Annotated in this window: 12 protein-coding genes and 1 tRNA gene; 4 read left to right on the forward strand and 9 right to left on the reverse strand. The window is 70.7% G+C overall.

The features are described 5' to 3' along the window. Positions 1 to 148: 148 nt before the first annotated feature. Positions 149 to 946: a hypothetical protein gene (locus tag ACFYW7_RS17155; RefSeq protein WP_389502890.1), complete on the forward strand. Its 798-nt coding sequence runs from the start codon at positions 149 to 151 to the stop codon at positions 944 to 946. Between the two features lie 91 nt (positions 947 to 1,037). Here ACFYW7_RS17155 and ACFYW7_RS17160 read toward each other — a convergent pair whose 3' ends face one another. Further along, a complete protein-coding gene (locus tag ACFYW7_RS17160) occupies positions 1,038 to 1,349 on the reverse strand; it encodes a hypothetical protein (RefSeq protein ID WP_389502892.1) in 312 nt (103 codons plus the stop codon). Between the two features lie 104 nt (positions 1,350 to 1,453). On the opposite strand from ACFYW7_RS17160, the gene ACFYW7_RS17165 reads away from it, so the two are divergent. Then, positions 1,454 to 1,684 carry a DUF4287 domain-containing protein gene (locus ACFYW7_RS17165; RefSeq protein WP_200396381.1) on the forward strand — a complete coding sequence of 77 codons (231 nt, stop codon included), beginning with the start codon at positions 1,454 to 1,456 and terminating at the stop codon, positions 1,682 to 1,684. Between the two features lie 122 nt (positions 1,685 to 1,806). On the opposite strand, the gene ACFYW7_RS17170 is transcribed toward ACFYW7_RS17165, so the two are convergent. Next, complete coding sequence (locus ACFYW7_RS17170; RefSeq protein WP_389502895.1) at positions 1,807 to 2,688, reverse strand: Bax inhibitor-1/YccA family protein; 882 nt, start codon at positions 2,686 to 2,688, stop codon at positions 1,807 to 1,809. A gap of 462 nt (positions 2,689 to 3,150) precedes the next feature. Next, a tRNA-Leu gene (locus ACFYW7_RS17175) sits at positions 3,151 to 3,236 on the reverse strand. Between the two features lie 492 nt (positions 3,237 to 3,728). On the opposite strand from ACFYW7_RS17175, the gene ACFYW7_RS17180 reads away from it, so the two are divergent. Beyond that, entirely contained in the window at positions 3,729 to 4,529 is an 801-nt protein-coding gene (locus ACFYW7_RS17180; RefSeq protein WP_389502897.1) for an ABC transporter ATP-binding protein, read from the forward strand. 255 nt (positions 4,530 to 4,784) lie between these two features. Then, the gene (locus tag ACFYW7_RS17185) at positions 4,785 to 7,325 is read left to right on the forward strand and encodes an ABC transporter permease (protein WP_389502899.1); all 2,541 of its coding nucleotides are present in this window, start codon (positions 4,785 to 4,787) and stop codon (positions 7,323 to 7,325) included. A gap of 151 nt (positions 7,326 to 7,476) precedes the next feature. Here ACFYW7_RS17185 and ACFYW7_RS17190 read toward each other — a convergent pair whose 3' ends face one another. The 6 genes from ACFYW7_RS17190 to eno form a co-directional block, all read right to left on the reverse strand. Continuing rightward, entirely contained in the window at positions 7,477 to 8,766 is a 1,290-nt protein-coding gene (locus ACFYW7_RS17190) for a class I SAM-dependent methyltransferase (RefSeq protein WP_389502901.1), read from the reverse strand. A 198-nt stretch (positions 8,767 to 8,964) separates the two neighbouring features. Next, positions 8,965 to 10,350, reverse strand: coding sequence for an NAD(P)/FAD-dependent oxidoreductase (locus ACFYW7_RS17195; protein WP_389502903.1), 1,386 nt, complete (start codon positions 10,348 to 10,350; stop codon positions 8,965 to 8,967). A 432-nt stretch (positions 10,351 to 10,782) separates the two neighbouring features. After that, on the reverse strand, positions 10,783 to 11,724 hold the full coding sequence (locus ACFYW7_RS17200; RefSeq protein ID WP_389502905.1) for an exopolyphosphatase: 942 nt from the start codon (positions 11,722 to 11,724) through the stop codon (positions 10,783 to 10,785). Continuing rightward, positions 11,721 to 12,347 carry a DUF501 domain-containing protein gene (locus ACFYW7_RS17205; protein WP_389502907.1) on the reverse strand — a complete coding sequence of 209 codons (627 nt, stop codon included), beginning with the start codon at positions 12,345 to 12,347 and terminating at the stop codon, positions 11,721 to 11,723. The genes ACFYW7_RS17200 and ACFYW7_RS17205 overlap by 4 nt, the downstream gene beginning before the upstream one ends. Before the next feature lie 39 nt (positions 12,348 to 12,386). Further along, positions 12,387 to 12,863: a septum formation initiator family protein gene (locus ACFYW7_RS17210; protein ID WP_389502909.1), complete on the reverse strand. Its 477-nt coding sequence runs from the start codon at positions 12,861 to 12,863 to the stop codon at positions 12,387 to 12,389. A gap of 138 nt (positions 12,864 to 13,001) precedes the next feature. After that, complete coding sequence (eno, locus tag ACFYW7_RS17215) at positions 13,002 to 14,288, reverse strand: phosphopyruvate hydratase (RefSeq protein ID WP_389502911.1); 1,287 nt, start codon at positions 14,286 to 14,288, stop codon at positions 13,002 to 13,004. Positions 14,289 to 14,494: the final 206 nt, after the last annotated feature.

Raw genomic sequence — 14,494 nt, forward strand, 5'->3', positions numbered from 1 at the left:
GCAGGTCAGAGTGGCTACACAGCTAAACCTGCGGCCCAAAGTCCTGTCCTATTCGTGACGTTACGCACTGACAGTTCGATGGTTCGCCCTTCAAGCTGATGTAGGAAGTCGGGGGCCGACTTGAACCGGGAGTACGTCAGTGAGCGCCATGCCGATTGCTCTGCTGCTCACCACCGCCGCGACCGCGGCCGTGGGCGTCGCCGTTCTGCGCACCCTGCACGGTGTGCGTCGGCAGGTCGCAGCGTTGAGCAGCGAACTCGCCGAGAGCCGCGCCGGTGCCGCGCGGGGTCTCGTACCAGCGGCGCGTGCAGCCGCAGACGCCGACGAGATACGCACGGCCGTGGCCGAGGCGCTCGCCGAGGAACGGGAGCGGGAGCTCGCCGAGGCGCGGGCCTTCTGGGCCGCCCAGGAGGCACGTGACGCCTCCGACGCGCCGTCGCTGCTCGGTCTGCCGGACAGCGAGCTGTTCCTGCCGCGCCACTCGGACTTCGTGGGCCTGGAGCACCTGGAGCCGGTCACCGAGGCAGGGCCGGACCTGGAGGAGTTCCTCCAGACCGGCACCGCGGGAGACTCCCCGGAGCTCGCCGCGGCCCGCCGCCGGCATCCCTCGCACCCGGACTTCGTCCCGGTCCAGTCACCCGTGGTCAACGACCACGAGCGCACGGTGGCCTGCCTGGAGGAGCTCGCCGAGTCCGGTACGGAGCTGGCGGACGTCCGCCCCGGCCCGCTCGGCACGCTCGACGTCTACGTCTTCGCCGACGGCACGACCCTGTGCATGACCCCGGGCCACCGCGAGACCGCTCAGCGGCTCGCCGCGGCCCTCGCGGCCGGTGAGACCCCGGTCCTGCTCGGCGGCTCCGGCATCTCGGGCGCGTACGCCCTGACCTTCGCCTTCGGCGAGGAGAGCATCTTCATCCTGGCGGACCGCGTCATCGCGTCCCTGTGACCCGCCACGTCACGGCGTCGCCGTGACCGCCTCCCGCGACCCCCGGCCTACGCCGGGGGACGGGCGACCGCGCCGGAGTCGATCCCCCGGATCAGACACCGGCGCGTTTCTGCGCCTCCGCGACGAGTGCGACCGCTTCGGCCAGTTCCTTCTCGTTCTTCAGTACGAGCGCCAAGTCGTGCGCGGCGACCGTGATTTGGTCGGCGGCGGCGAACATCCCGGCGTCGGGCATCTCCCGCGGCTCCCCCGACGGGTCCTCGACCCGCTGGGCGCGCAGGGCGAACTCCCTGGCCAGCCCCAGTGCCTCGGCCGCGGCGCAGCGTTGCAGGCGGCTCTGCGGCGCGGCCCGCAGCAGGTCGGCGAAGTGGTCCACGGCACGGGTCAACGGCGTCGTATCCAGCACGCCGCGAGACTACGCGCAGCTACGGGACTGTTGCCAACGCCCCGCCCCTCAGGCACGGTGGCGTGAAGGACCGGCTTACATCCCCTTTGCGTTCGGAGGCGCCGATGTCCCAAGTCTTCTCCGAGGAGACCCATCGCAACCTGCTCGCCCGCATCCCCCATTGCACCGGTCGTGAGATCTCCGACTGGCTTCGCACCGTCGACGAAGGCCCCGCTCTCTTCCGCTTCGAGGAGAAGGTCAGCTGGCTCCGCGCCGAGCACGACCTCGCGTACGGCCATGCCAAGGCGATCATCCACGAGTACGACCTGAGGAGGGCCGCGCGCAAACTCCGCTGAGCGCGCACCACCGAGACGTCGCACGTCCGTCGACAGGACGGACGACAGGACAAAGGGCCCGCGAACCAGTGGTTCGCGGGCCCTCTCGTGTCAGGTGACGGCCGGTCCGGCCGTCGGCCCGGCTAGTCGTCGCCGCTGAAGATGGCGACCAGGCGGAGCATCTCGACGTAGATCCACACAAGGGTCATGGTCAGGCCGAACGCGGCCAGCCAGGCCTCTTCCTTCGGCGCGCCGTAGGCGATGCCGTCCTCGATCTGCTTGAAGTCGAGGGTCAGGAAGAACGCGCCGAGCAGGATCGCGAGGATGCCGACGATCGCGCCGAGCGGTCCGTTGCTGCGCAGACCGCCGTCCGGGGCGACACCGAAGACGACCAGCAGCAGGTTCACCGCCATGACGGCGACGAACGCGATGGCGATGGTCAGTCCGATGCGCGCGTACCGCGCGGTCACCCGGATCCAGCCCGCCTTGTAGACGAGGAGGGTGGCGCCGGTGACGGCCATGGTGCCGAGCACGGCCTGGAAGGGCGCGCCGTGCCACACCGAGTTGTACATCTCGCTGATGACACCGAGGAAGACACCCTCGAAGGCGGCGTAGGCGAGAATCAGCGCGGGCACGGCGGTGCGCTTGAAGGACTGCACCATCGCGAGGACGAAGGCGATCAGCGCGGCACCGATGGCCAGGCCGTAGCTGGTCGACGACACCGGCAGCACGGCCCACGCCAGGACGGCGCCGAGGACGACGGTGCCGAGCGTCATGCCGGAGCGCATGACGACGTCGTCCATCGTCATGCGGCCGGTGGTGACCGGGGCCTGCGGCGGGACGCCGTGCTGAAGGTCCTGCTGTGCGTACGGGTTCTGCGCGTAGGGGTTGCCGCCCTGCTGGGCGTACGGGTTCCCCTGCGTGCCGACAGCGGGTCCCCCGGCCTGCGGCGCCGCGTTGAAGCCCGCGTAGCCGTTGTCGCGGCTGAACCCCCGTCGCGAGAAGACCGGGTTACTGCTCCTCATTTCACTCCTCCATGGCCACCCTGAGTGGCCTTGGGCTCAAGAGTAATAGGTAGGCAAAGGAATGGCCCTCCTGCTTGGGGAGGATCTTTCCCTCGTGGAGCCACCGTACGCGTGTGTCCTCCGCCACGCCCCCACTGGTACGAAGCCGTGACCACCGGCTTCCGGAGGGCTCCGGGGCCCGGCGGACCGCCCCGCCCCCTCACCCTCCCCGCTTCACCCGCCGCCCCGCTCCGGTTCTCCGGGAGGACGGCCGGCGAGGGCGAGGACCGGTGCGAGGGAGGGTGCGGGTGCGAGGGAGGGTGCGAGGGCGGTGCGGGCGGGGAGGGCGAGGCGCTCGGCGCCGGTCGCCGCGCGTCCCGTACACGGACCCGGTCGCGCACGCGCGCCCGCCCGGCGCGGCGGGCCGTCGCCGGGCGGGCGGGAGAATCGGGCGTTCTGGCGGTTCGATCCGCATATGCGGTGTGGTGCCCGGAACCGGACTCGAACCGGTACGCCCGCGAGGGGCAGCGAGGTTTAAGCTCGCCGTGTCTGCATTCCACCATCCGGGCAGGCCATGGGCTCCGCATCCAGCTCCCGAGACTATCGGGGCGCAAGCCCCCAACAGCGGCCGGGTGAACCGATGTTGTCTTATTTTATTGATGTCTGAGGATGCATCAGCACCCGGTAAGGGCCGTCAGCACTTGCCAACAGCCTTTCGGACGCTTCGCACCCGCGTACACGGATTGACGGAATTTCACCGTCCGAGCACGGTCGGAACGCGACGCGGACGACGACTCCGGGAGGCGGCACCCTCGGGAGCGGCCGACGCCGGACCAGGTCCTCGCGCCTCCCACGGGGACGCCCTGCCGGCCTCCCCGCGCCGCCCCCTACCCGGAGAGCCCTCGGGGAGTTCCGTCATCCCCAGGTATGACGGAACCGCTCCCGGTCCGACCGGAGTCTGCCCCCGGAACCGGAACAGCGGCTGACTACAGGCCGCGGATCGGGGTGGACGATGGAACACGACCCCCTCACCGTCGTCGTACCGTCAGGAGCACCCTTCCGTGACCACCACTCCCCTCGTCGCCACCAGCACCTCGGTCGCGGCCCGCGCCACGGAACTGTCCAAGGTCTACGGGCAGGGCGAGACCCAGGTGGTCGCGCTCGACCGGGTCAGCGTCGACTTCCGGCAGGCCGAGTTCACCGCGATCATGGGCCCCTCCGGGTCCGGCAAGTCCACGCTGATGCACTGTGTGGCGGGACTGGACACCTTCTCCTCCGGCTCGGTGCGCATCGGCGACACCGAACTCGGCTCCCTCAAGGACAAGCAGCTCACCAAGCTGCGCAGGGACAAGATCGGCTTCATCTTCCAGGCGTTCAACCTGCTGCCGACCCTGACGGCCCTGGAGAACATCACGCTCCCCATGGACATCGCGGGCCGCAAGCCCGACAAGGAGTGGCTGGACACGGTCATCAAGATGATCGGCCTCGCCGACCGTCTGAGCCACCGGCCCTCCCAGCTCTCCGGCGGCCAGCAGCAGCGCGTCGCCGTCGCCCGCGCCCTCGCCTCCCGCCCCGACATCATCTTCGGCGACGAGCCGACCGGGAACCTCGACTCGCGTTCGGGCGCGGAGGTCCTCGGTTTCCTGCGCAACTCCGTACGGGAACTGGGCCAGACCGTGGTGATGGTGACCCACGACCCGGTGGCCGCCGCCTACGCGGACCGGGTCGTCTTCCTCGTCGACGGACGGATCGTCGACGAGGTCCACGAGCCGACCGCCGACTCCGTCCTGGACCGCATGCGGAACCTTCCCGGAGGAAGCTCCCGGACGCCCGACTTCGACGGCAAGAGCCACAAGGGCTGACCCCCGGCCGCCCCGGCCCGCCCACTCGCAGCGGCCCCTCCGCCCGCCTCCCCGCACCACGCCCCGCCTCCACACCCCGCGCCCTCGCAAGGGGGTTACGGGGATCAGGGATCGGATCCCGGCGGATCCCCGCCCCGCCGGACGCCCGGCCGGGCCCGCCGCGGCCCCCACGCCCGCGCGCGTCCGCCCGCGGCCTCCCACGCCTTCCCGCGCCCTCCCTCTCGCCCTCCCGCGACTCCTGGACTGAGAAGACCCATGTTCCGTACCGCCTTGCGCAACGTGCTCGCGCACAAGGCCAGGCTCCTGATGACCGTGCTCGCCGTGCTCCTCGGCGTGGCGTTCGTGTCCGGGACCCTGGTCTTCACCAACACCATCTCGGACGCCTACCAGAAGAGCTCCGCCAAGGGCTTCGACCAGGTCGACGTCGCCATCCGACCGGAGCACCCGGCACCCTCGGACGACTCCGTCGGCCGGCGGCCGAAGCTGACGCGACCGCTGCTCGACAAGGCGGCCGGGGTACCGGGAGCCGCCTCCGCGATCGGTGTCGTCAACGGGTTCACCGCCATCGCCGACAAGAACGGCAAGCTCATCGGCGGGGGCTTCCAGTCCCAGGGCGGCAACTACTGGAGCGGCGAGGACGGGGGCGAGGACCCCCGCTACCCGCTGACCGGCGGTCGCGCCCCGCACGGCGCGGACGAGGTCGCGATCGACGCCGAGACCGCGAGGCGGGCCGGCTACAAGGTCGGTGACACCCTGCGCCTGTCGGTCGACGGGCCCGTCCTCGAACCCGTGGTCACCGGCGTCTTCACCACCGACGACGGCAACGTGGCCGCGGGCGGCAGCCTCGCCCTGTTCGACACGGCGACCGCGCAGCGGCTGTTCCACTCGGCCGGCTCGTACGACGAGATCGACGTGAAGGCCGCGCCGGGCACCAGCCAGGCCGCGCTGCGGAAGGCGCTCGACGAGGTCGTCCCGAAGGACGTCGCCTCGACGACCACCGGCCGGCGGCTCGCCGACGACCAGGCCGAGCAGATCTCCGCGGCGATGAGCGGCATGAAGACGGGCCTGCTGGTCTTTGCCGGGATCGCGCTGTTCGTCGGCACGTTCATCATCGCCAACACCTTCACCATGCTGGTGGCCCAGCGCACCAGGGAACTGGCGCTGCTGCGTGCCGTCGGCGCCTCCCGCCGCCAGGTCACCCGGTCGGTGCTGATCGAGGCGTTCGTCGTCGGCGCGGTCGCCGCCGTCGGCGGGCTCGCGGCGGGCATCGGCATCGGTGCCGCGATGCGTTCCCTGATGGGCACGCTCGGTGCCACGGTCCCGGACGGCCCGCTGGTCGTCTCGCCCGGCACGATCGGCACGGCGCTGCTCGTCGGCGTCCTCGTCACGATGCTGGCGGCCTGGCTGCCCGGCCGCCGGGCCGCGAAGATCCCGCCGGTCGCCGCGATGAGCAGCGTCCACGCGAAGGCGACGACGAAGTCCCTGGTCCTGCGGAACACGATCGGCGCCCTGTTCTCCGCCGCCGGTGTCGCCGTGGTCCTGTACGCGACGACGATGGACGGTTCGGACGGCCAGGCCCCGATGGGTCTCGGCGCGGTGCTGCTCATCATCGGCGTCTTCGTCCTGACCCCGCTGCTGTCCCGCCCGCTGATCGCCGCGGCGGCTCCCGCCCTGCGGGTCTTCGGGATCTCCGGCAAGCTGGCCCGGCAGAACTCGGTGCGCAATCCCCGCCGCACGGCCGCCACGGCCTCGGCGCTGATGATCGGCCTCACCCTGATCACGGGCATGACGGTGATGGCGGGCAGCCTGCAGAACGCGATCGACAAGATGGCCGGTTCGGCGATCAAGGCGGACTACGTCGTGACGATGGCGAACGGCAACGGGCTCTCCCCGGACGTCGAGAAGAAGCTCGCCGCGGTCGACGGGGTCACCGACATCAGCTCGCTGCGCAACGCGCCCTCCCGCGTCGACGGGCGGACCGAGTTCCTGACCGGCGTCAACGGCGCGGCCATCGGCGAGCTCACCGACCTCACCGTCACCGACGGCTCGTTCGCGGTCGGCGGCGCCCGGGTCGTGGTGGACGCGGACACCGCCGAGTCCCACGGCTGGAAGGCCGGCTCGCGCTTCCGGGTCTCCTACGAGGACGGTGAGAAGGGGACCCTGACCGTCGCCGGGGTGTACGAGGGCAACGTGATGATCCAGGGCATCATCCTGGACGACTCGGCGCTGGCCCCGCACCGGAGCGACGCCCGTGCCATGCAGGTCATGGTGAAGACGGCGGGCGGCGCCTCGGACGCGGCCGAGAACAGGCTGGAGAAGGCCCTCGGCGACAACCCGGCGATCAAGGTGCAGAGCAAGCAGGACCTCTCCGAGAGCATCGCGCAGATGTTCACGCTGATGCTGAACATGCTCTACGGGCTGCTGGCGATGGCCGTCATCGTCGCTGTCCTCGGGGTCGTCAACACCCTCGCGATGTCGGTCTTCGAGCGCTCGCAGGAGATCGGGATGCTCCGCGCGATCGGCCTGGACCGCAAGGGCGTCAAGCGGATGGTCCGGCTGGAGTCCCTGGTCATCTCGCTCTTCGGCGGCGTCCTCGGCATCGGTCTCGGCGTGTTCTTCGGCTGGGCGGCCGGCGAGCTGCTGGGCAGCAGGATGGCGACGTACGAACTGGTGCTGCCCTGGGGGCGGATGGCGGTCTTCCTGCTCCTCGCGGCGACGGTCGGGGTCCTGGCGGCCCTGTGGCCGGCCCGCCGGGCGGCCCGCCTGAACATGCTCGCCGCGATCAAGTCGGAGTAGCCGGACCGCGGCGGCCACGAGGCCCGGACCGCGTCCCGGGAGCCACCCGGTGAGCCGTCCCGGAGGCACTCGGTGAAGCGGCCCTGGAGGCACCCGTGAAGGGGCCCCGTTCCACCCGGAACGGGGCCCCTTCAGCGTCGTCCGCTCCGGCTCAGTTCCAGGTCCTGGCTCGCAGCGGCATCCCGGACGCGCCGGTTCCGGCCGGGGTCTTCACCGCCAGCACCTGGTTGACGCCGATCTGGTCGCGTTCGAAGGCGACCGCGCTGGCCGCCATGTACAGACGCCAGACACGGGCCCGGCCGGGGCTGGTGAGCCGGACGGCACGGGACCATCCGGCCTCCAGATTGGCCACCCAGTGGCGCAGGGTGAGCGCGTAGTGCTCCCGGAGGGACTCGACGTCGCGCACCTCGAACCCGGCGCGCTCCAGCTGCGTCACGGTCGTCCCGACGGGCGCGAGTTCACCGTCGGGGAAGACGTAGGCGTCGATGAACTCGTCGACGGCGTAACCCGATTCGTCGCGCCGGGGCGGCCGGGCGATCTGGTGGTTGAGCAGCCGGCCGCCGGGCTTCAGCAGGCGGTTCAGCACCTCGGCGTACTCCAGGTAGCGCTCGGCGCCGACGTGTTCGGCCATCCCGATGGAGGAGATCGCGTCGTAGGGCCCGTCGGTGATGTCCCGGTAGTCCTGCACCCGGATCTCCACCTTGTCGGTCAGTCCCTCGCCCGCGACCCGTTTACGGGCGTACGCGGCCTGTTCCTGCGACAGCGTCACCCCGACCACGGTCACGCCGTGCTCCCGGGCGGCGTGGACGGCCATCGAACCCCAGCCGCAGCCGACGTCGAGGAGCCGCTGACCGGGCTTCAGGGCCAGCTTCCGGGCGACCAGGGCGAGTTTGTCGCGCTGGGCGTCCTCCAGGGTGCCGTCCTCGTCCCAGTAGGCGCACGAGTAGACCATGGAGGGGCCGAGGACGAGCTCGTAGAAGTCGTTGCCGACGTCGTAGTGATGACTGATGGCCCGTCTGTCGCTGTGCTTGGTGTGCCGGTGCCGGCGTCCGCGCACCTCCTCGACGGGCGGCGTCGGCGGCAGCGGCGGCCCGGCCATCCTCACCAGCCCGCGCACCGCGGCGCGCACCTCGGGGTCGCGCAGGGCCGCTCCGAGTCCCCGCGCGTCCTCGCCGCGCTCCCAGACGAGCCCGGAGATCAGGTCCAGGGCGGTGTAGAGGTCGCCCTCGACGCCCAGGTCACCGGAGACCCAGGCCCGCGCGAGCCCCAACTCGCCGGGTTTCCAGAGCAGTCGGCGCAGTGCCCGCCGGTTGCGGACGACGAGCGCCGGGGCCCCGGGCGGACCCGCCTCCGAACCGTCCCAGGCCCTGATGCGCAACGGGAGCGGGGCTCCCAGCAACTGTCCGGCAAGGCTGTTCAGCCGCTGCGCGGCGTCCTGCATGGCGTACACCTCCGAGACGACACTCCCGAACGCTCCGACATCACGTAAACATCTACCCGGTCCGCGCGCAGTCCCGCCCGCGCGTCACGGATTCGCAAAATGCGTGTACACACCATGCTTTACGGCCGGAAAACGCCGAAGGGGCCGCCCGCACCACGGATGGCGGGCGGCCCCTTCGGGGCGTTCGGTGACCGGAGGTCAGGAGGCCTTGGCCTTCTCCTCGGTCTTGGCGGCGGCCACGGGGGCCGGCGCCGGCTTGGCGGCCTCGTAGAACTCCTCGCGGGGAGTCTCCATGGCGCCGAGGGAGACGACCTCGCGCTTGAGGAACATCGCGAGCGTCCAGTCCGCGAAGACGCGGATCTTACGGTTCCAGGTCGGCATGGCCAGACCGTGGTAGCCGCGGTGCATGTACCAGGCGAGACGGCCCTTGAGCTTGATCTTCATCTTGCCCATGACGATCATCGCGACGCCCTTGTGGAGGCCGAGACCGGCCACCGCACCCTTGTTGGCGTGCGAGTACTCCTTCTGCGGGAAGCCCCGCATGCCGGAGATCACGTTGTCGGCGAGGACCTTGGACTGCCGCAGCGCGTGCTGAGCGTTCGGCGGGCACCAGGCGTTCTCGACACCGGCCTTGCGGGCGGCGGCGTCCGGCACCTGGGCGTTGTCGCCGGCGGCCCAGATGTAGTCCGTGCCCTGCACCTGGAGGGTGGTCTGGGTGTCCACGTGGCCGCGCGGGCCGAGCGGCAGACCGAAGCGGGCGAGAACGGGGTTCGGCTTGACGCCGGCCGTCCAGACGATCGTGTTGGAGTCGACCTCGAGGCCGTTCTTCAGCACCACGTGACCGTCGACGCAGGAGTCCATCGAGGTGGAGAGGTAGATCTCCACACCGCGGCTCTCCAGGTGCTCCTTGCCGTACTGGCCGAGCTTGGGGCCGACCTCGGGGAGGATCTTGTCCGCGGCGTCCACGAGGATGAAGCGCATGTCCTCGCGGGACACGCTGCTGTAGTACTTGGCCGCGTCGCGGGCCATGTCCTCGACCTCGCCGATGGTCTCGGCGCCGGCGAAGCCGCCACCCACGAAGACGAAGGTCAGCGCCTTGCGGCGGACGTCCTCGTCCGTGGTGGAGTCGGCCTTGTCCAGCTGCTCGAGGACGTGGTTGCGCAGGCCGATGGCCTCCTCGATGCCCTTCATGCCGATGCCCTGCTCGGCGAGACCGGGGATCGGGAAGGTGCGGGAGACCGCGCCCATCGCGATGACGAGGTAGTCGAAGGGCAGCTCGTACGCCTCACCCACGAGGGGGGCGATCGTGGCGACCTTGCGGTCCTGGTCGATGGTGGTGACCCGGCCCGTGAGGACCTCCGCCTTGGGAAGTACGCGTCGCAGCGGGACGACGACATGCCGCGGGGAGATGCTGCCTGCGGCGGCTTCGGGGAGGAAGGGCTGGTAGGTCATGTACGACCGGGGGTCGACGACCGTGACGGTCGCCTCTCCGTAGCGCATCTGCTTGAGGATGCGCCGAGCTGCGTACAGGCCTACGTACCCACCGCCTACTACGAGGATCCTGGGACGCTCCGTGGTGCTCATGCCATCGAGTATCCACCCGCTCCCGGGGGGTCGCTCGTGCGCCCCTTCACAAGCATGGGCGGGGGCTCTGCTACACTCCGCCGCCCACGTGACCGAGGTCATGGTGACCGGCCGGAACCGCCGGGCACTTCGTACCGTTGTCAACACCGCGTGAGCTGCGGTCCAACCCATTCGGCCGAGCGGACCGCACCTCGGTTTCACCGCCCGGAAACGTGATCGCAACGCCCTGTCGATCACGTCCGGGGGCCGCCGGAACCCCGTACGGGGGCCCAAGTGGCCACCTCTTCGCCCTCAGGGGCCTTTTTCCTTGTGAAGAACTTCACGAACTTTCTCGGCGCGGTCCGTCCGAGGGGTCCCCCGAGCCCCCCTCGGACGCGCTCATACGTTATCCGACCTGCTCAGCCGATGCTACTGACCAGTAGCAAAGGAGACCTAGGCCACCGACCAGGCGATCCCGTCGAGGATGTCGTGCTCGCTGACCACGACCTCCCGGGCCCCGGTCCGTTCCATGATCGAGAGCAGCACGAGAGCACCCGCCCCGATCACGTCCACCCGGCCCGGATGCATCGAGGGAATCGCCGCGCGCTCGGCGTGGGTGGAGCGCAGCAGCGACTCGGTGATCTCGCGGACCCGCTCCAGGGAGACCCGGGAGTGGTGGATCCTCGCGGAGTCGTACGCGTCGAGCTCCAGCGCGATCGCCGCGATCGTGGTGACCGAGCCGGCCAGCCCCACCAGCGTGCGCGCCTCGCGCAGCGGAACCGTCTCCCCGGCGAGGTCGAGGGCCGCCCCGATGTCGGCGCGCATGGCCGCGATCTGCTCGACCGTGGGCGGGTCGGACACGGCGCCGTCGCGCACGAGGTGGCGTTCCGTCATCCGTACGCAGCCGATGTCCACGGAGCGTGCCGCGCGCACCCGGTCGGCGCCGACGACGAACTCGGTCGAACCGCCGCCGATGTCCACCACCAGGTAGGGCCTGGCGAGGTCGTCACGCCCGGTCAGTTCCTTGGTCGCGCCGGTGAAGGAGAACTCGGCCTCCTGGTCGCCGGTGATGACCTCCGGCTCGACGCCGAGGACGTCCAGCACCCCGCGCACGAAGTCGTCCCGGTTCTCCGCGTCCCGGGAGGCCGAGGTGGCCACGAAACGCAGCCGCTCGGCGCCGTGCTCCTTGACGACCGCCGCGTACTCGCGGCACGCGGCGAACGTCCGCTCCAGGGCCTCGGGGGCGAGCCGCCCCGTCCGGTCGACGCCCTGACCGAGCCGCACGATGGTCATCCGGCGGTCCAGCTCGACGAGTTCCCCCGTCTCCGGGTACGCGTCCGCGACGAGGAGCCGGATCGAGTTCGTACCGCAGTCGACGGCGGCGACCCGCGTCACCGGTCCTCTTCCCGCGCGCCGTCCCGAGCCGAGTCCGCGGCGTCCGCGGCATCCGCGGCGTCCGCCGGGTCACCGGAGCCCTCCGCCCCGCCCTTCGGGCCGTCCGCCGCGGGGAGCGTCACGCACGCCCCCTTGCGCCACCACTCCGGCAGCATCGCGATGGCCTCGTCGCCGAGCGGGTTGACGCCCGGTCCCGCGGCCAGCGAGTGGCCGACCAGGACGTGCAGGCACTTCACCCGGTCCGGCATGCCGCCCGCGCTCGGGAAGCCCACCAGCACCTCGATGGCGTCACGGCGCGCGATGTAGTCCTCGTGGGCGGCGCGGTAGGCCGCGGCCAGCTCGGGATCGGTGGCCAGCCGTTCGGTCATCTCCTTCATGACCCCGTTGGCCTCCAGCGTCCCGATCGCCGACGCGGCCCGGGGGCACGTCAGGTAGTACGTGGTCGGGAACGGCGTCCCGTCGGGGAGGCGGGGGGCCGTCTCCACCACGTCCGGCTGTCCGCAGGGGCAGCGGTGCACGATCGCGCGCAGCCCGCGCGGCGGCCGGCCGAGCTGCTGCTTGAAGGCCTCGACGTCGGCGTCGGTGGGCTCGGTGCGCGGGGTGGTGGGCGGTGCCGTTTCCATGCCGTGAGTCACGTGTCTTTCTGGTCAGTTCATGGGTCGTCACTGGTCGGCGGCGTCGGATTTGTCCACGCCGTCCCAGACATTGGTGTACCAGGGTCGGTCGGCCGCGCCCCGGCCGGCGCGGGACTGCTTCGCCGCGTCCGGGTCGATCGCGACGAAACCGGTCTCACCCGGCATCACATAGTGCAGCCGTTGCCGGATCTGCTGCTTCGCGTACGCGTCGTCCTGCCAGCGCGCCTTGAGGTCGCGCAGCTGCTCGACCCGCTGCCGGGCCTGCTCCCGCTGCCGCTCCACATCGGCGACCTGGGCGCGCTGGGAGACGTACTGCCGCATCGGGTACGCGAGGGCGACGATCAGGGAGCACAGGACGAGGGCCAGCAGCGCGGCCCGGCCGGTCAGCCGGGAGCGGCGGGCCTGCCGTTTGGTCTGGGAGCGGTAGACGCGGGCCGCGGTCTGCTCACCGAGCAGCTTCAGCCTGGTCGAGGTGGAGAACCGGTCCCGGTCCTTCACGGCCATGAGTCCCGCCTCCCCAGTACTGGCCCGTCGGTGCGGGCCGTCACGTGCGTACGTCCCCGCACACGGTACGGGACCGGGTACGGGGACGTAGGGACGACGCTTCCCGAGCCTCTCGGCTCAGCGCCCGGGCCTTGCGGCTCAGCCCTTGAAGCGGGGGAACGCGCTGCGGCCGGCGTACACCGCGGCGTCGTCGAGGATCTCCTCGATGCGCAGCAGCTGGTTGTACTTGGCGACGCGGTCCGAGCGGGCCGGGGCGCCGGTCTTGATCTGACCGCAGTTCACGGCGACGGCGAGGTCGGCGATGGTGACGTCCTCGGTCTCGCCGGAGCGGTGGGACATCATGCACTTGAAGCCGTTGCGCTGGGCCATCTCGACGGCGTCCAGCGTCTCGGTCAGCGAGCCGATCTGGTTCACCTTGACGAGCAGGGCGTTCGCGGAGCCCTCCTCGATGCCGCGGGCCAGACGCTCCGGGTTGGTGACGAAGAGGTCGTCGCCGACGATCTGGACCTTGTCGCCCAGCTTGTCGGTGATGACCTTCCAGCCGGCCCAGTCGTCCTCGTACAGCGGGTCCTCGATGGAGACGAGCGGGTACGCGGAGACGAGCTCCTCGTAGTACTCGGTCATCTCGGCGGCCGAGCGGGACTTGCCCTCGAACTCGTACTTGCCGTCCTTGTAGAACTCGGACGCGGCGACGTCGAGCGCGAGCGCGATCTGCTCGCCGGGGACGTAACCGGCCTGCTTGATGGCCTCGAGGATGAGGTCCAGCGCGGCGCGGTTCGACTCCAGGTTCGGGGCGAAGCCGCCCTCGTCGCCGAGGCCGGTGGACAGGCCCTTGGTCTTCAGCACCTTCTTGAGGGTGTGGTAGACCTCGGCGCCCCAGCGCAGCGCCTCGGAGAAGGACTCCGCGCCGATCGGGGCGATCATGAACTCCTGGATGTCCACGTTCGAGTCGGCGTGCGACCCGCCGTTCAGGATGTTCATCATCGGAACGGGCAGCAGGTGCGCGTTCGGGCCGCCCAGGTAGCGGAAGAGCGGGAGGTCGGACGCCTCGGAAGCGGCGTGCGCGACGGCGAGCGAGACGCCGAGGATGGCGTTGGCGCCGAGCGAGCCCTTGTTGTCGGTGGCGTCCAGGTCGAACATCGCCTGGTCGATCAGGCGCTGCTCGGTGGCGTCGTAGCCGACGAGCTCCGGGCCGATCTGCTCGATGACGGCGAGGACGGCCTTCTCGACACCCTTGCCGAGGTAGCGGTTGGGGTCACCGTCGCGGAGCTCGATGGCCTCGAAGGCGCCGGTGGAAGCGCCGGACGGAACGGCGGCACGACCCGTGCTGCCGTCGTCGAGGCCGACCTCGACCTCGACCGTGGGGTTGCCTCGGGAGTCCAGGATTTCCCGGGCTACGACGACGTCGATGGACGGCACGAGCATCTCCTTATTGGGATGTGACGCGATTACGCGGGGCTCGGCAGCCCCGCGGGATGAGCCTAACCGGCCCAGGGGGATCGGCCAGCCGATCGACCACCCCTCGGGCAGAACTGAGAGTACATATTGTTCCTGAACTAAACAAAGAAGAAATGAAAAACCCCGCTCCGGTGCGTACGGGGGAGAACGCACCGGAGCGGGGAGCCCGGGGG

This window comes from Streptomyces sp. NPDC002580 (genome assembly GCF_042889485.1).
In the GTDB taxonomy this organism is placed as follows: Bacteria; Actinomycetota; Actinomycetes; order Streptomycetales; family Streptomycetaceae; genus Streptomyces.